Raw genomic sequence first — 15,917 nt, forward strand, 5'->3', positions numbered from 1 at the left:
CTCGGTCGGGCCACGCGGAAAGCCAGTCGAGCATGGCTGGACTCTACAGGGCGAGCCGGGAACCCCTCACCACTTGAACAGCACCAGGCTGATCGCCAGCGTGCCCATGCCGGCCACCAGTCCATAAACCGTCTCGTGGCCCTTGGCATAGCGCTTGGCCGCCGGCAGCAGCTCATCCAGCGCCAGGAACACCATCACGCCGGCGATCAGGCCGAACACCCAGCCGAACGTGGCGTGCGACAGCGATCCTGACAGAAGCCAGTAGCCAAGCGCCGCGCCCACGGGCTCGGCCAGGCCGGACAGCAGGCTGGCACTGAACGCGTAGAACTTGTTCTGGGTGGCGAAGTACACCGGCACCGCGATCGCGATGCCCTCGGGAATGTTGTGGATGGCGATGGCGAAGGCCAGTGGCATGCCCACCGATGGGCTTTCCAGCGTGGCAAAGAAGGTCGCCAGCCCTTCCGGGAAATTGTGTGCGGTGATCGCAACCGAGGTCAGCAGCGCGACCCGCTTCAGGTACTCGCGGCTGTTCTCGCGGAACGCAGGGTCCTGTTTGTCCAGGCTGTCATGCGGATTGGGAATGAAGTGGTCGATCAGTACGATCACGATCACGCCCAGCAGGAAGGCCAAGGTGCCGTAGGTGAAGCCGGTGCGCTCGCCATACGCCAGTGCAAACGACGCAATGGACTTGTTGAGGATCTCCGACAGCGACACATAGACCATCGCGCCACCGGCAAAGGCCAGGCCGAACGCCAGCAGGCGCGGGCTGGGGCGGCGCGAGAACAGCACCAGCAGGCTGCCGATCGCGGTGGCCAGGCCTGCGGCAAGCGTGACCGCCAGTGCGATCCAGATGTTTTCAGGGGGAATCTGCAGCATCAACCCACGCGATCCTGGTCAACAGACAGCCGCCCCGGGCAGGGCCGGGGCGGCGAGGGCGAGGCGGGCGTCGGCAGGCCCCGTCGGGGGGGCGCGCGATCAGCCGCCGCGGCGCAGGCGTTCTTCGATGGCGAAGCACTGGTCCGGCTTCGGCTGTGGCGGGTTGAAGCTGACAGGAACCTGGATGGTGGCCGGCACCGGTTGGCCGTTACGGGTGGCGGCCTTGAACTGCCAGCCCTGCACGGCGGTCTTGGCCAGTTCGTCCAGCTGCGGGTTGCCGGCCCCGGTCAACAGCGCAACCTCGCTCGGCTTGCCGTCGGTGCCGATGGTCACCTTGAAGGTGCTGGTGCCACCCACGCCCATGCAGGCCAGTTCCAGCGGGTACTGCGGCGGCGGCGTCTTCACCGCGGCCACTTCGGTCGGCGGCGGCGGTGGCGGTGACGGCGGTTCGGACGCGCCACAGCCGGCCAGGCCGGTCGCAGCGATCAGGGACAGGCTCAGCAAACGTACGTTCATGGCAGTTGCTCCGTCAGGGCCGAAGTCTTGGCCGCGCAGATGAAGTCGTTCTCGCTCAGCCCGCCCACATCGTGGGTGGAGAAGCGCACGACCGCGCGGTCGTAGTGCACGCCCAGGTCCGGGTGGTGGTCCTCGCGGTGGGCGATCCAGGCCAGTGCGTTCACGAAGGCCATGGTGGCGTAGTAATCCTTGAAGCGGAAGGTACGCGACAGGGCCTGGTCACCCTCGCTCAGCTCCCAGCCGGGAACCTGCGGCAGCAGTTCGGCCAGGCGGGCCTCGCCGAGCTTGTGGTCGCTGCCTTTGCGCGGCACGCAACGGGCCTGGGCCAGTGGAATCAGGTCGGCCATGGGAATCTCCACCTCGTGTTGACTGAACAATGCGCCGGACGGTGTATAAACCGAATGAGCGGCTGACGCTTACTTGGCTAGAATAGCCTGATGATCCAGATCTCCGACACTGCCCAGACCCATTTCCGCAGGTTGATCGAACGCGAGGGCGTGCCCGGCATGGGCGTGCGCCTGAGCGCGGTCGACCCCGGTACGCCGCGCGCCGACGCCCGGCTGGAATTCGCCGAACCGACCGACCTGCTCGGTGACGAGTGGGCGGTGGACTGCGATGGTTTCACCCTCTATGTCGACGCCGGCAGCGTTGGCTGGCTCGATGGCGCCGAGATCGACATCGTCGCCGGCACCGCCGGTGCCCAGCAGCTGACCATCAAGGCGCCGCGCATCAAGGGCGAAGCGCCGGGTGATGCGGCCTCGCTGGTCGAACGCGTGCACTGGGTGGTGGAGAACGAAGTCAATCCGCAGCTGGCCTCGCATGGCGGCAAGGTGGCCGTGCAGGAAGTCTCGTCCGACGGCGTGGTGCTGCTGCGCTTCGGTGGTGGCTGCCAGGGCTGCGGCATGGCCGATGTGACGCTCAAGCAGGGCATCGAAAAGACCCTGATGGGCCGCGTGCCGGGCGTGACCGCCGTGCGTGACGCGACCGATCATGACAGCGGCCACGCGCCTTACATTCCGCGCGGCAACGTCGCCTGATCGCTGACGCGTGCCTCTGACCCGGGCCGAGCAACTCATTGATCTGCTGCTGGCGCGCCAGCAGCCCCGCGCCGTCCTCGAGAAGTCCACGCGCCTGCCCTATGGCTGGGCGCTGTGGCTGCGCTCGCTGGGGCCACTGCCGCGGCCGTTCCATGCCCGCGAGGTGATCGCAGTTTTCCTGCCGCGCCCGCTGCCGGGCCCGCCAGGCCAGTCGCCGCGGCTGTCGCCGTGGCAGGCGCTGCGCCGATTGTTCTGGCAGGACTGGGACGCCGCGCCGCGCGACCAGCGCTGGATGCGCTGGACCTCGGCACTGGTCAGTGCACTGCTGCACCTGCTGTTCTTCGTGCTGTTGCTGTGGGTGGCGGTGATCCGTACCAGCGCGCCGGACGAAGAGGGCACCGAGGGCGAGCGCGTGCAGGTGGAGTTCGTCGGCCGCGCATCGCAGGAAGGCGGTGGCGATCAGCCGGGCGCCGAAGCGGCTGCGGCTGCGGCGGCAGGTCGGGTTGCGCCGGGCCAGGAGGCGGGCGCTGCCTCGGCCCCTGCGCCACGTCCGGTGGCTGCCGAAACCACCGCCTCATCCCCGGCATCCGCGCCGACCGCCAGCGTTCCACCACCACCGCCGGCCGACGCCGAGCCGGCGCCGGTGGCCGCGCCGCCGCCTTCGCCCGTCCAGGCCACCGAAGTGGCGCAGGCCAGCACGGATTTCGTGGTGCCGCCGGTCAGTGTGCCGCGCACCGAAGTCAGCGTCGTGCCGCGTGACAGCACACCCGCCGTGCGCGAGCGCAGCGTGCAGCCGGTGCAGGCGCCGCCGACACCAAGCCCGGTGCGTACCCCGGAACTGGCCGTGCGCACGCCGCAGGTGCGTGACATCCAGGTGCGCGAACGCGAAGTCAGTACGGTCGACGCGCCGGTCGCTCCCCAGCCGCTGCGCAGCGCGGAAGTGCAGGTGCGCGTGCCGCAGCAGGACGTGCAGGTGCGCGAACGTGAAGTGCAGGCCGTGGCCGATCCGCAGGTGCGGATGGCGGCGGTGGCCGGGCGTGAGCCCGCCGTACGCGCGCCCACTGGCCGCGACGTGCAGGTGCGGGAACGTGAAGTGGCCTCGGCACCGGTGGCAGCGCCGGCATCCTCCAGTGGCAGTGCCACGGCGACGCCCGCGACTGCGGCCCAGGGCAGCGCGACGCAGGCGAGCAGCAGCGCGCGTCCGTCAGCATCCAGCAGCACACCCGCAAACGCGGGAGCGCGCCCGGCGCCTGATCCAGGCAACTGGGCGACGCCTGCCAAGGGCGATGACTGGGGGTCTTCCAGCCGCAACCGCGACGGCAGCAGCAACGGTACCCGCCAGGCCAGTACCGCCGGCAAGGGCAGCGGCCTGTTCAATGCCGATGGCAGCGTGCGCGTGCCTGGCCAGGAGGGCGATGGCCATGCCGCGCGCGGTGCGCCCGGCGGTGCCAACGACGGCTGGAGCAAGGAGCGCATTGCGCAGTCCGGCACCTGGCTGAAGCGCCCGCCGTACGACTACACGCCGACCTCGTTCGACAAATACTGGGTGCCGCAGGAATCGCTGCTGGCCGAATGGGTGCGCAAGGGCGTCAAGGCGATGGAGATTCCATTGCCGGGCACCAACACAAGGATCTCCTGCGTCATTTCGATCCTGCAGGCCGGTGGCGGCTGTGGCCTGACCAACCCCAACATGCAGGACCAGCCGGCCGTGGCACGACCGCCGCCGGACATCCCGTTCAAGAAGGAACTGCAGGAAGACAACGGGAGCCGCTAGACAGGGGTCGTGCCCACGTGCTGGCCGGCCCGCGCTTTGGTAGATGCCAACCTTGGTTGGCACAGAAGCGCCGACCAAGGTCGGCCTCTGCCAAGGCGTCAGTGCATCCCGGCCAAGGCAGTGACCTTACGCGCTCTGCGACAGGAACACCCAGAACGGTACGTCGCGGCCGACCCAGTCACGGCTGGTCTCGTCCATCACGTCCAGCAGGGTGTCGAAGTCCTTCTGCGGACCGGCGCGCAGCGCGTCCACGTCGGCCAGGAACAGCGCGTAGCCATTGGCCGGCAGCCATTGCAGGTCGCGCAGGTTGTCCGACAGCGCATCCCAGTTGCCGCCGAAACCGGCCGGGAAATCCAGCTGTGCGGCCAAACGGGCGAGCAGGGTGCGCTTGTCCGCGACGCCCTCCAGATCGATGCGGATCACTTTCAGGCCGGCATCGCGCATCGCCGCGGCCAGTGCGCCGATGTCGTCGCTGTCGATGGCGTAGACGCCGGCGTTGTTGATGTCATGCAGGCCAAGGCCGAAATCATCGTGGCTCATCACTGCGCTCCCTGGGCCGGTACGGTGAAGCTGCGGAATGACGCGTAATGGTCGTCGGTGTAGTACCACGCTTCCGGCGGATCGCCGCCGGTGACGATGCGACGCGTGCCACGCGTACGCGCGCCAGGGGTGTCGACGGTGTATTCGCGGTAGTAGCCGCGCGCGCGCTGCGGCAGCTGCTGCTCGCGGTTGCTGAAGGTACTGCCGTCCTGGCGGTGCGGGAATGGACCGCCACGCTGGATCAGGGCGATGGTCGCGCGCGCTTCGGCGGGCAGGAACGCGGGAAGTCCGCTGTCCTTGCCGGGCGAGGCGGTGGCCGGCGCGCGCGCGACAGGCATGCCCTGCAGGTCGGGCGCGAACTGCGGCGCTGGCGGCCTTTGCAGGAAATGGTTGGCGACCAGGCCGAGCAGCAGCAGGGCGATGGCGGTGATCAGCAGCCGGGGGTTGCGCATGGGCAGGGGCGGGCGAGGGTAGTACACGCACTGTAGCGCCTGTGCGCTGCACGGTGCATGAGGAGCGCGCTGCGTCACTGCTGCGTAACAATTGCCGTCGTGCTCACTGGCAGGACGCAATTTCCTTTACATCCCCCTTGGTAATCTGGCGGTCTGTCCCCATCATTCACCGCGCACCGCCCGACATCGTCGGGTGCCCTCGCAATCAGGAGATGCATCATGGCCTACACCCTGCCCAAGCTGTCCTATGCCTACGACGCGCTGGAACCGCATATCGATGCGGCGACGATGGAAATCCATCACACCAAGCATCACCAGACCTACATCAACAACGTCAACGCGGCGCTGGAAGGCACCGAGTACGCTGACCTGCCGGTCGAAGAGCTGGTGAAGAAGCTCAAGTCGCTGCCGGAGAACCTGCAGGGCCCGGTGCGCAACAACGGTGGTGGCCATGCCAACCACTCGCTGTTCTGGACCGTGATGGCCCCCAATGCCGGCGGCAACCCGGTGGGCGACGTGGCCAAGGCCATCGACAAGGACCTGGGCGGTTTCGACAAGTTCAAGGATGCCTTCACCAAGGCCGCGCTGACCCGTTTCGGCAGTGGCTGGGCGTGGCTGAGCGTGACCCCGGACAAGAAGGTCGTGGTCGAGAGCACCGGCAACCAGGACAGCCCGCTGATGGAAGGCAACACCCCCATCCTCGGCCTGGACGTGTGGGAACACGCGTACTACCTGAAGTACCAGAACCGCCGCCCGGAATACATCGGCGCGTTCTTCAACGTCATCGACTGGAATGAAGTCGAGCGCCGTTACCAGGAAGCGATCGCCTGATCGCGTGACAGGATGACATGAGAAGGCCGGGGCAGACCCCGGCCTTTTCTGTTGCAGCAGTCGTTCGATAGTGCCGGCCGCTGGCCGGCAACCGTGCAGTACCGGGGGAGCCGGCCAGCGGCCCGCACTACTTATTCCGCGGTGGCCGTATCGCCCTGCAGGCGCAGGGTCGCCATCACACCCAGACGCAGGCCGGGCAGGTCGCCGTCGGCCGGCAGCAGGATCGGCTGCTGGCGGATGCCGCCAAAGTGCTTGACCTGGAACAGCACATCCAGGCCGTGGCCGCTGCTGCCGCCCCCACTGGCCGCCGGCGCCTCGGCACGGCCGCCGGGATTGCGCCGGGCCGGCTGGAACCCCGGCGTGCTGCGCACCAGTTCCACCGTGCTGGCCGAGAAATCGCCGGCAATCAGGCTCGGCATGCCTTCGGCGGTGGCGCCGATCCAGGTCATCAGGTCGCTGGTCTGGTGCTGGCGGGCGCTGGCCTCGTCCGGGTCCGGGCGCAGCCGCGCCACATAGATGTTGACCAGCGCCTCGCCCAGCCTCAGCCGCATCATGCCGGCCGCGCTGAAGGTGCCGGGAGGATGCAGCAGGGTCACGCCGTCCTCGCTGACCGGCAGCCGGGTCAGCATGGCGTTGCCATGCCGCAGCGGCTGGCTCGGCGGATCGGCGGTAACGAAGTCGCAGCTGTAGCGCAGCCGGCTGGCCAGCCAGCAGGCCGGGTTGCGGCCCTGCTGCTGCAGCACCTGCTGCACCGAGATCACGTCCGGCTGCAGCTCGGTCAGCAGCTGTGCGACCTGCTCGCGGCGCTGCTTCCATTGCGCGTCATCGCGGCTGGGCAGCTCCAGCGCGGCGACCGTCAGCTGCCTGGGATCGCTCTCGCTGGCAACGGCGGCCGGCGCCTGTGGTCGTGCCTGCGCCTGCAACGCCAGCAACAGCGCAAGGCAGCTGAGCAGGAGGCGGGCGTGGGCGAGGGGGCTCATAACGATAAGTTTACGCTTTTGTCGTGCAGGTGCCGTGACTTCCGGCAGGGCCTGCACTGCCTGCCATGGATTGGCACCGTTGTCATGCAGCCCTGCAGCGTGCTTCGCAAGCCCCGGTTCCGGTAACCTTGCGCCTTTCGCTTTGCAGGAATGCCTTACAGGATGAGCCACGACGCAGTCGCCCCCATCGCCGGCCAGGGAAAGATGCCGCGCCAGATTCCGTACATCATCGGCAATGAGGCCTGCGAGCGGTTCAGTTTCTACGGGATGCGCAACATCCTGGTGCAGTTCCTGATCACCTCGCTGCTGCTGCAGGAAATCACTGCCGAAGGCCGTGCCGGTGAAGCCAAGGACATCATGCACAGCTTCATGATCGGCGTGTATTTCTTCCCGCTGCTCGGTGGCTGGCTGGCCGACCGGTTCTTCGGCAAGTACCACACCATTCTCTGGTTCAGCCTGGTCTACTGCGCCGGCCACCTGTGCCTGGCGCTGTTCGAGAACAGCCGCGAGGGCTTCTTCCTCGGCCTGGGCCTGATCGCGCTCGGTGCCGGCGGCATCAAGCCGCTGGTGGCCTCGTTCATGGGCGACCAGTTCGACCAGAGCAACAAGCACCTGGCCAAGATCGTCTTCGACGCCTTCTACTGGATCATCAACTTCGGCTCGCTGTTCGCCTCGCTGCTGATCCCGCTGGTGCTGAAGAACTGGGGCCCGCAGTGGGCGTTCGGCATCCCGGGCATCCTGATGTTCATCGCTACCTTCGTGTTCTGGCTGGGCCGCAGGCGCTACGTGCTGGTGCCGCTGCCGCCGAAGGACCCGCATTCGTTCGCCAACGTGGTGCGTACCGCGCTGACCACGCGCGTGGCTGGCCAGGGCCGTCCGGGCCTGGTGATCGCCGTGCTTGGCCTGGCGCTGGCGGTGGCCGCGTTCGGCCTGGTCGGTTCGCTGGGTATCGTGATCTGCCTGTGCCTGGCGCTGGTGGCCATCCTTGCCGGCATCGGTGGCGGCACCTGGCTGCAGCTGGACCGCGCCCGTGGCCAGCATCCGGCCGAAGCCGTGGAAGGCGTGCGCTCGGTACTGCGCGTGCTGGTGATCTTCGCGCTGACCACGCCGTTCTTCTCGCTGTTCGACCAGAAGGCCTCGACCTGGGTCCTGCAGGGCCAGCAGATGCAGATGCCAAGCTGGTTCACCGCCTCGCAGATGCAGGCGCTGAACCCGCTGCTGGTGATGATCCTGATTCCGTTCAACAACCTGGTGCTGTACCCGGCCCTGCGCCGCTTCGGCTTCGAACCGACCGCGCTGCGCCGCATGACCGCCGGCATCGCCTTCAGTGGCCTGGCCTGGATCGTGGTGGGTGGCATCCAGGTGGTGATGGACGGCGGCAACGCCATGTCGATCTTCTGGCAGATGCTGCCGTACGCGCTGCTGACCTTCGGTGAGGTGCTGGTCTCGGCCACCGGCCTGGAGTTCGCCTACAGCCAGGCACCGCAGGCGATGAAGGGCGTGGTGATGAGCTTCTGGAACCTGACCACCACCATCGGCAACCTGTGGGTGCTGCTGTCCAACGCGGCGGTGCGCAACGACACGGTCACCCACCAGATCGCGGGCACGGGCCTGAGCGAGGCGGCGTTCCTGATGTTCTTCTTCGCCGGCTTCGCCTTCGTCGCGGCGTTGGCCTTCGGTTGGTACGCGAAACGCTATCGTATGGTTGACAACTACCGTAGCGCCTGAGCCTGACATGACCCCCGTCAATCTGCTGTTGATCGCCATCACCGCCATCCTGTCGTGGATGGCGTTCAACAACCGCAAGCTGGCCGACCGCCTGATCCTGTGGCCGCCGGCCATCGACCGTCACCGCCAGTACGACCGGCTGGTGACCTATGGCTTCATCCACGCCGACTGGTCGCACCTGATCTTCAACATGATCACCCTGTTCTTCTTCGGGGGATTCATCGAGAGCGTGATGGTGCAGCTGACCGGCAGCTACCTGACCTACCCGGCGTTCTACATCGGCGCGCTGCTGGTCTCGATCCTGCCCAGCTACCTGAAGAACCAGAAGAACCCGAACTACCTCAGCCTCGGGGCGTCCGGGGCGGTATCGGCGGTGCTGTTCGCCTTCATCCTGATCAAGCCGTGGTCGATCATCCTGGTGTTCTTCATCCCGGCACCGGCGATCATCTATGCCGCGTTCTACGTCGGCTACAGCATCTGGATGGACAGGCGCGGTGGCGACCGCATCAACCACAGCGCGCACCTGGCAGGTGCGGCGTTTGGCGTGATCTTCATGCTGGCCATGCAGCCGAGCATCTTCACCCACTTCCTGCGCGAACTCTCCAACCCGACCTTCCGCCTCGGCGGCGGTTGATGCGGGTAGCGGGGCGGATCGGGTCCGATCCGCCCCGGCCGGGTCAGGCTGCGGTCTGCTGGCCGTAGGTATCCAGCAGGCGGGCGAACACTTCCTCGCCGATGCGCTGGAAATCCTGATCCTCGGTCTGCCCTTCCACCGCCAGTTGCAGCAGGCCCTCCAGCAGGGCGCGGTCGGTATCGGAATGGGAATTGCTGGCGTGCATGGGAGCCTCCACGGTGGTGCGCATGGTCAACGGTCGCAAGGGTCGTGCCAGCCTGGCCGTACCCCTCCATAGGCGATAGCGGCCGGCCCGCCTCCAGCTTGAGGGCGAAAACTGACGTGAATGGACTGGACTTGCCCCTGTTCAGGCTTCACGCGATCATGGCGCCCGGCTGCGCACCATCCACGCAGTCGCCGCAGGAGACAGTTCCATGGCTTCGGTCACGCCCCCCGGTCTGGCCTATGAGGTCGAGCACGACCTGGCCAACCACCGCTTCACCGCACGTGTGCGCGGACAGCTGGCGGTGCTCGATTACCAGATCAAGCGCAGGCGCATGGTCATCACCCATACCGAGGTGCCCGAGCCGATCGCCGGCCGTGGCATCGCCGGTGAGCTGACCCGCGTGGCACTGCGTTTCGCGCGCGAGCAGAAATACAAGGTGGTGCCGGCATGTTCCTACGCCGAAGCCTTCCTGCAGCGCCACGAGGAGTACCACGACCTGCTCGTTGGCTGAACGCCAGCGGGTCACGCTTCAGCCATGGCAGGCGATGATGTACAAACATGAACAGGGGATCCCGATGAAGATTGGAAACAACCGGCCATTGCACGGCAGCGTGTTGGCCGGCGTGGTGGGCGTGCTGTTGCTGGCCGGTTGCCAGCGTGAAAGCGAGCCGGCACCGGCGACCGACGCGGCGCCCGCCGCCGAAGCCACCGCCGCAGGCGAAACGCCGGCCACGGAAGCGCCGCTGGACCTGCGCGACGTGATCGAGAACAACGAGCGCGAAGTGGTAGGCATCAGCTACCCGGCCGGTATCGACCGTTATCCGGGCCTGGCCCGCGCGCTGCAGAGCTATGCGACGAGTGCGCGCAGCGACCTGCAGCAGGCGCTGGACGGGCTGGGCAACGACAAGCCGACCATGCCCTACGAGCTGTCGCTGAGCTTCGAGAAGCTGCTTGAAACCCCGCAGCTGGTGGTGGTCAGTGCCGACGGCAGCCGCTACACGGGTGGCGCCCACGGCGAGCCGCTGGTGGCGCGCTTCGTGTGGCTGCCGCAGCAGCAGCAGATGCTCAGTGCCGACAAGCTGGTGGCCGATGCCAAGGGCTGGAAGGCGATCAGTGATTTCGTCGCCGACCAGCTGCGCGAACGCGTGGCCACCCGCCTCAGTGGCGAGGACATGGACCCGGCCCAGCTGCAGGAATCGCTGCGCAACGCATCGCGCATGATCGCCGACGGAACCGGCCCGCAGGCCGACAATTTCAGCCAGTTCCAGCCACTGACCGACGACAAGGGGCAGATCACCGCGCTGCGCTTTGTTTTCCCGCCGTACCAGGTGGGTCCATACTCGGACGGCACCCAGACCGCCGATGTACCGGCGGCGGTGCTGTTGCCTCACGTGGCCAAGGACTACGTGGAGCTGTTCGCACGCGGTTGACCGCAGTCGAGGAGGTGGCGTGGATACAGGGTTGCAGGAGCGGGTCGCCGGCCTGCTCCACGAAGCCGGGGTCCGCATCGGCGGCACCCAGCCACAGGACATCCAGGTGCATGACCCGCGTTTTTTCGCGCGGGTCATGGGCCACGGCTCGCTCGGCCTGGGCGAGAGCTACATGGAGGGGTGGTGGGATGCCAATGTCCTGGATGAATTCCTCGTCCACCTGATGCAGGCGCACCTGGATGAACGGGTGCACGGCTGGCGCGAAGTGGCAGACGCGCTGAAGGCGCGCCTGTTCAACCTGCAGGCGGGGCAGGGCAGTTACGAAGTCGGTCGCCGCCATTACGACCTCGGCAATGATCTCTACCAGGCCATGCTCGGCCAGCGCCTAGTCTACAGCTGTGGCTATTGGCGCGACGCCGACGACCTCGACGCCGCACAGGAGGCCAAGCTCGACCTGGTCTGCCGCAAGCTGGGCCTGCGCCCGGGCCAGCGCGTGCTGGACATTGGCTGCGGTTGGGGCGAAGCCCTGAAGTTCGCCGCCGAGCGCTACGGTGTCAGCGGCGTCGGCGTGACCATATCGCAGGAGCAGGCCGAGTTCGCGCGGCAGTTGTGCGCTGGCCTGCCGATCGAGATCCGCCTGCAGGATTACCGTGAACTGGACGAACCGTTCGATGCGATCTTCTCGATCGGCATGTTCGAGCACGTCGGTGACAAGAACTACGCCAGTTTCTTCGAAGTGGCCAAGCGCTGCCTGTCGCCGCGCGGGTTGCTGCTGTTGCATACCATCGGCACCAACGTCTCACGGCATCGCACCGATCCATGGATTGCACGCTACATCTTCCCCAACTCGATGCTGCCGTCGGCGGTGCAGATCACCAAGGCGTTCGAAGGCCGTTTCGTGCTGGAGGACTGGCACAACTTCGGCACCGACTACGACCTGACCCTGCAGGCATGGCGGCGCAACGTGGAAGCAGCGTGGCCGCGGCTGGATGCGCACTACGACGAGCACTTCCGGCGCATGTGGCGCTTCTACCTGGCCGGGTCGATGGCCACCTTCCGCTGCCGGCACGCGCAGCTGTGGCAGCTGGTGCTGTCGCCGGAAGGCGTGCCGGGTGGGTACGTGGCGCCGCGTTGATGGCGTGGCTGGGGTCGGATCCCTTTTCGCAGAAGCGGGCTCTGACCCCGACCACAACAAAAAACCGCCCGGTCTCCCGGGCGGTTTTCGTTTCAGGCGACTGCGCTGGCGATCAGTTGCCGGCGCCGGTCAGGCCACGCTTTTCCAGCAGCGGTTCGATCTGCGGCTCGTGGCCGGCGAAATCGCGGAACAGCTGCATCGCGTCGACGCTGCCGCCCTTGGACAGCAGGGTGGCGCGGAAGTGGTCGCCGTTCTTGCGGCTCAGGCCGCCGTTGTCCTTGAACCACTTCTGGGTGTTGGCGTCGAGCACTTCCGACCAGATGTAGGCGTAGTAGCCGGCCGAGTAGCCGCCCATGATGTGGCTGAAGTACGGGGTCTTGTAGCGCGGCGGAACCGGCGCGTAGTAGATGCCGTCCTTCTCCAGCGCGGCGCGCTCGAACGCCATCACGTCCTTGGCCGCCGGCACCTGGTCCGGGCCGATCTGGTGCCAGTTCTGGTCCAGCATCGCCGCCCCCAGGTATTCGGTGGTGGCAAAGCCCTGGTTGAACTTCGATGCGGCAATCACCTTGTCCAGCAGGGCCTGCGGCATCGCCGAACCATTCTGGTAGTGCTTGGCGTAGTTCTTCAGGATGACCGGGTTGTCGGCCCACATCTCGTTGACCTGCGAGGGGAACTCGACGAAGTCGCGCGGCACCGAGGTGCCCGAGAAGTAGGGGTACTTCACGTTGGAGAACATGCCGTGCAGGGCGTGGCCGAACTCGTGGAAGGTGGTGTTCACCTCATCCCAGGTCAGCAGGGTCGGCTGGCCGGCCGGCGGCTTCGGGATGTTCAGGTGATTGGCGACCACCGGCTTGAAGCCGGTCAGCTTGGACTGCGAGACGTAGGAGTTCATCCACGCACCGCCACGCTTGGAGGCGCGTGCATACGGATCGAAGATGAAGATCGCCAGCTGGCTGCCATCGGCGTCGAACACGTCGTAGACGGTGACGTCATCGTGGTAGACCGGCAGGTCGGTGCGCTGCTTGAAGGTCAGGCCGAATTCCTGGCCGGCGGCGTAGAAGACGCCGTTCTCCAGCACGTTCTTCAGTTCGAAGTACGGCTTCAGCTGCGACTCGTCGAAGTTGTACTTGGCCTGGCGCACCTTCTCGCTGTAGAAGGCCCAGTCCCACGGTTCCAGCTGGAAGGTCGGCTTGCGCGCGGCCTTCTGCTCCTTGTCGATCATCGCCTGCAGGTCGGCGGCTTCGCGCTTGGCATTGGCCACCGCGGCCGGAGCCAGCTTGCCCAGCATCGCGTTGACCGCTTCGGGGGTCTTGGCGGTCTGGTTGGTCAGGTTGTAGGCAGCGAAGTTCGGGAAGCCCATCAGCTTGGCCTTGTCGGCACGCAACTGCATGATGCGCGAGACCAGCGCGGTGTTGTCGAACTCACCGCCGCGGCTGCCGCGGGTGGTCGAGGCTTCGTAGATCTTCTGGCGCAGGGCGCGGTTGGCCAGGTTGGTCAGCGGCGGCTGGCCGGTGGTGTTGAGCAGGGTGATCACGTACTTGCCTTCCAGGCCACGCGCCTTGGCGGCTTCGGCGGCGGCGGCGATCTGCTCCTTGGACAGGCCAGCCAGCTCCTTGACGTCGTCGACAGTGATTGCCGAAGCGTTCACTTCCGACTGCACGTTCTGGCTGAACTTGGTGCCCAGATTGGCCAGTTCGGCATTCATGTCCTTCAGCGTGGCCTTGTCGGCCTCGGACAGCTTGGCGCCGGCGCGCACGTAGTTGTCGTAGTACTTCTCGACCAGGCGCACGCCTTCGGCGTCCAGGCCCAGCTGGCTGCGGGTGTCGTACAGCGCCTGGATGCGGGCGAACAGCTTGCCGTTCAGCGCGATCGCATCGCTGTGCGCGGCAAACTTCGCCGAGTAGTCGGCCTGCAGCTTCTTGCGGGTGTCGTTGGTATCGGCGCCGACCAGGCTGAAGAACACGGTGGTCGCACGGTCGAGGATGTCACCGCTCTTTTCCAGCGCGATGATGGTGTTGTCGAAGGTCGGCTTGGCCTTGTTGTTGGCGATCGCCTCCACTTCCTTCAGCTGCTGCGCCATGCCGGCGTCGAAGGCCGGTGCGAAGTCGCTGTCCTTGATCTTGTCGAACTGCGGGAAGTGCAGCGGCAGCGGGCTTTCGGCGAAGAACGGGTTGGCCTGCTGGGCATTGGTGCTGGCAGCCGGGGTGGCGGCGCCGGCCGAGAAGGCGGGCAGGGCAAGGCCGAGGGACATGGCCACGGCAAGGGCAAGTCGAGTGGTCAAGGTAGAAGCTCCGGTAAGGCAAACAAGGGCCCGAGGGTAACCCGGCCGGCGGCGACTGCACTTGTGTCAAAAGGCATGTTGCCGGGGCCGGGCGCGGGTACCATGCGTTCACCGCCCACGGCCCGCTGCCATGACCACTGCCTACGATTTCAGCTTCCGTGACCTCGACGGCCAGCCGCAGGCGCTGGCCCGGTACCAGGGCCACCCGTTGCTGCTGGTGAACGTCGCCAGCCGCTGTGGCTTCACCCCGCAGTACACCGGGCTGGAGCAGCTGTGGCAGGACTACCGCGAGCGCGGCCTGGTGGTGATCGGCTTCCCGTGCAACCAGTTTGGCGCGCAGGAGCCCGGTGATGCCGCGCAGATCCGCCAGTTCTGTTCGCTGGACTATCCGGTCAGCTTCCCGCTGTCGGAAAAGATCGAGGTCAACGGCGAGGGGGCCGACCCGCTCTGGAGGTGGCTCGCGCGGGAGAAGCGCGGCGTGCTCGGCAGTGCCCGCATCAAGTGGAATTTCAGCAAGTTCCTGGTCGATCGCCAGGGGCGGGTGGTGTCGCGGCATGCGCCCACCACCCGGCCGGAGCAGCTGAGCGGCGAGATTGAAGCGCTGTTGTGAGGTCGTGCCGGCCGCTGGCCGGCAACCCGGCGGGCCAGGAAGAGCCGGCCAGCGGCCGGCACTACCGTTGCAGCATCATTTCTCGACGAACGCGCGCTCGAACACGTAGTGGCCCGGCTGGCCGATGCGCGGCGAAACCTGGAAACCGCGGGCATCGAGCACAGCACGCAGGTCGGCCAGCATCTGCGGGCTGCCGCAGATCATCGCGCGGTCGTTTTCCGGGCTCAGCTCCGGCAGGCCGAGGGTGCGCTGCATCTGGCCGCTTTCCATCAGCGAGGTCAGGCGGCCCTGGTTGGCGAACGGCTCGCGGGTGACGGCCGGGTAGTACAGCAGCTTGTCGCCGATCATCTCGCCCAGGAACTCGTGCTCACGCAGCTCCCTCTCGAAGTAATCGCGGTAGGCCAGATCCTTTTCGTAGCGCACGCCGTGGCAGAGGATCACCTTCTCGAAGCGCTCGTAGGTCTCCGGGTCCTTGATGACCGACAGCCACGGCGCCATGCCGGTACCCGTGCCCAGCAGGTACAGGTTCTTGCCCGGGTGCAGGTCGCTGATCAGCAGGGTGCCGGTGGGCTTCTTGCCGACCAGCACCTTGTCGCCCGGCTTGATGTGCTGCAGGCGCGAGGTCAGCGGGCCGTCCTGCACCTTGATGCTGAAGAACTCCAGATGCTCTTCCCAGTTGGCGCTGGCGATGGAGTACGCACGCAGCAGCGGCCGTGCCTCGGTTTCCAGGCCGATCATCACGAACTGGCCGTTCTCGAAGCGGAAGCCGCTGTCGCGGGTGGTGGTGAAACTGAAGTAGGCGTCGGTCCAGTGACGGACCTCAAGCACCGTTTCGGCGCCAAAAGCGGAGGACATGGGCGTATCTATCAAAAGTCGTCGGGGGAATTC

At 66.7% G+C, this 15,917-nt stretch carries 18 protein-coding genes; 9 read left to right on the top strand and 9 right to left on the bottom strand.

Annotation, left to right across the window (positions count from 1 at the left end; all coding sequences use genetic code 11):
* Positions 1-66: 66 nt before the first annotated feature.
* From zupT to VG556_RS08755, 3 genes are all read right to left on the bottom strand, one after another.
* A complete protein-coding gene (zupT, locus tag VG556_RS08745) occupies positions 67-876 on the bottom strand; it encodes a zinc transporter ZupT (RefSeq protein WP_014647743.1) in 810 nt (269 codons plus the stop codon).
* 99 nt (positions 877-975) lie between these two features.
* Positions 976-1,392: an energy transducer TonB gene (locus VG556_RS08750; protein WP_014647742.1), complete on the bottom strand. Its 417-nt coding sequence runs from the start codon at positions 1,390-1,392 to the stop codon at positions 976-978.
* Positions 1,389-1,739, bottom strand: a complete 351-nt coding sequence (locus tag VG556_RS08755; RefSeq protein ID WP_014647741.1) for a 4a-hydroxytetrahydrobiopterin dehydratase — start codon at positions 1,737-1,739, stop codon at positions 1,389-1,391. The genes VG556_RS08750 and VG556_RS08755 overlap by 4 nt, the downstream gene beginning before the upstream one ends.
* A gap of 90 nt (positions 1,740-1,829) precedes the next feature.
* On the opposite strand from VG556_RS08755, the gene VG556_RS08760 reads away from it, so the two are divergent.
* Both VG556_RS08760 and VG556_RS08765 read left to right on the top strand, forming a co-directional pair.
* The gene (locus tag VG556_RS08760) at positions 1,830-2,429 is read left to right on the top strand and encodes an NfuA family Fe-S biogenesis protein (protein WP_100450329.1); all 600 of its coding nucleotides are present in this window, start codon (positions 1,830-1,832) and stop codon (positions 2,427-2,429) included.
* Positions 2,430-2,439: 10 nt separating this feature from the next.
* Positions 2,440-4,203, top strand: a complete 1,764-nt coding sequence (locus VG556_RS08765; RefSeq protein ID WP_100450328.1) for a hypothetical protein — start codon at positions 2,440-2,442, stop codon at positions 4,201-4,203.
* 126 nt (positions 4,204-4,329) lie between these two features.
* Here VG556_RS08765 and VG556_RS08770 read toward each other — a convergent pair whose 3' ends face one another.
* Positions 4,330-4,743 (bottom strand): barstar family protein, encoded by a 414-nt coding sequence (locus VG556_RS08770; protein WP_014647739.1) that lies wholly within the window; start codon positions 4,741-4,743, stop codon positions 4,330-4,332.
* Positions 4,743-5,195 (bottom strand): ribonuclease domain-containing protein, encoded by a 453-nt coding sequence (locus VG556_RS08775; protein WP_100450327.1) that lies wholly within the window; start codon positions 5,193-5,195, stop codon positions 4,743-4,745. The genes VG556_RS08770 and VG556_RS08775 overlap by 1 nt, the downstream gene beginning before the upstream one ends.
* 219 nt (positions 5,196-5,414) lie before the next feature.
* Between VG556_RS08775 and VG556_RS08780 the strand changes: the two genes are divergently transcribed.
* Positions 5,415-6,026 (top strand): superoxide dismutase, encoded by a 612-nt coding sequence (locus tag VG556_RS08780; RefSeq protein ID WP_005410310.1) that lies wholly within the window; start codon positions 5,415-5,417, stop codon positions 6,024-6,026.
* Positions 6,027-6,157: 131 nt separating this feature from the next.
* Here the strand turns inward: VG556_RS08780 and VG556_RS08785 are convergent, their stop codons facing one another.
* Positions 6,158-7,006: an endonuclease/exonuclease/phosphatase family protein gene (locus tag VG556_RS08785; RefSeq protein ID WP_032958883.1), complete on the bottom strand. Its 849-nt coding sequence runs from the start codon at positions 7,004-7,006 to the stop codon at positions 6,158-6,160.
* A gap of 162 nt (positions 7,007-7,168) precedes the next feature.
* Here VG556_RS08785 and VG556_RS08790 point away from each other — a divergent pair, with 162 nt between their 5' ends.
* Complete coding sequence (locus VG556_RS08790; RefSeq protein WP_049405896.1) at positions 7,169-8,734, top strand: oligopeptide:H+ symporter; 1,566 nt, start codon at positions 7,169-7,171, stop codon at positions 8,732-8,734.
* Between the two features lie 7 nt (positions 8,735-8,741).
* Positions 8,742-9,368, top strand: coding sequence for a rhomboid family intramembrane serine protease (locus tag VG556_RS08795; protein ID WP_014647735.1), 627 nt, complete (start codon positions 8,742-8,744; stop codon positions 9,366-9,368).
* Between the two features lie 43 nt (positions 9,369-9,411).
* Here VG556_RS08795 and VG556_RS08800 read toward each other — a convergent pair whose 3' ends face one another.
* Entirely contained in the window at positions 9,412-9,573 is a 162-nt protein-coding gene (locus VG556_RS08800) for a hypothetical protein (RefSeq protein ID WP_014037806.1), read from the bottom strand.
* A 208-nt stretch (positions 9,574-9,781) separates the two neighbouring features.
* Here VG556_RS08800 and VG556_RS08805 point away from each other — a divergent pair, with 208 nt between their 5' ends.
* From VG556_RS08805 to cfa, 3 genes are read left to right on the top strand one after another with little or no spacing between them, the layout of a single operon-like run.
* Complete coding sequence (locus tag VG556_RS08805) at positions 9,782-10,084, top strand: GNAT family N-acetyltransferase (protein WP_006455911.1); 303 nt, start codon at positions 9,782-9,784, stop codon at positions 10,082-10,084.
* A 37-nt stretch (positions 10,085-10,121) separates the two neighbouring features.
* The gene (locus tag VG556_RS08810; protein WP_049405891.1) at positions 10,122-11,003 is read left to right on the top strand and encodes a DUF3298 and DUF4163 domain-containing protein; all 882 of its coding nucleotides are present in this window, start codon (positions 10,122-10,124) and stop codon (positions 11,001-11,003) included.
* A gap of 19 nt (positions 11,004-11,022) precedes the next feature.
* Positions 11,023-12,138, top strand: a complete 1,116-nt coding sequence (gene cfa, locus VG556_RS08815) for a cyclopropane fatty acyl phospholipid synthase (protein WP_100450326.1) — start codon at positions 11,023-11,025, stop codon at positions 12,136-12,138.
* A gap of 112 nt (positions 12,139-12,250) precedes the next feature.
* On the opposite strand, the gene VG556_RS08820 is transcribed toward cfa, so the two are convergent.
* Positions 12,251-14,419 carry a M3 family metallopeptidase gene (locus VG556_RS08820; protein WP_014647732.1) on the bottom strand — a complete coding sequence of 723 codons (2,169 nt, stop codon included), beginning with the start codon at positions 14,417-14,419 and terminating at the stop codon, positions 12,251-12,253.
* Positions 14,420-14,549: 130 nt separating this feature from the next.
* Here VG556_RS08820 and VG556_RS08825 point away from each other — a divergent pair, with 130 nt between their 5' ends.
* Positions 14,550-15,029: a glutathione peroxidase gene (locus VG556_RS08825; RefSeq protein WP_100450324.1), complete on the top strand. Its 480-nt coding sequence runs from the start codon at positions 14,550-14,552 to the stop codon at positions 15,027-15,029.
* Between the two features lie 75 nt (positions 15,030-15,104).
* On the opposite strand, the gene VG556_RS08830 is transcribed toward VG556_RS08825, so the two are convergent.
* A complete protein-coding gene (locus VG556_RS08830; protein WP_014647730.1) occupies positions 15,105-15,884 on the bottom strand; it encodes a ferredoxin--NADP reductase in 780 nt (259 codons plus the stop codon).
* Positions 15,885-15,917 lie beyond the last annotated feature (33 nt).

Source organism: Stenotrophomonas sp. CASM106 (genome assembly GCF_049384825.1).
Taxonomy (GTDB): domain Bacteria; phylum Pseudomonadota; class Gammaproteobacteria; order Xanthomonadales; family Xanthomonadaceae; genus Stenotrophomonas; species Stenotrophomonas muris.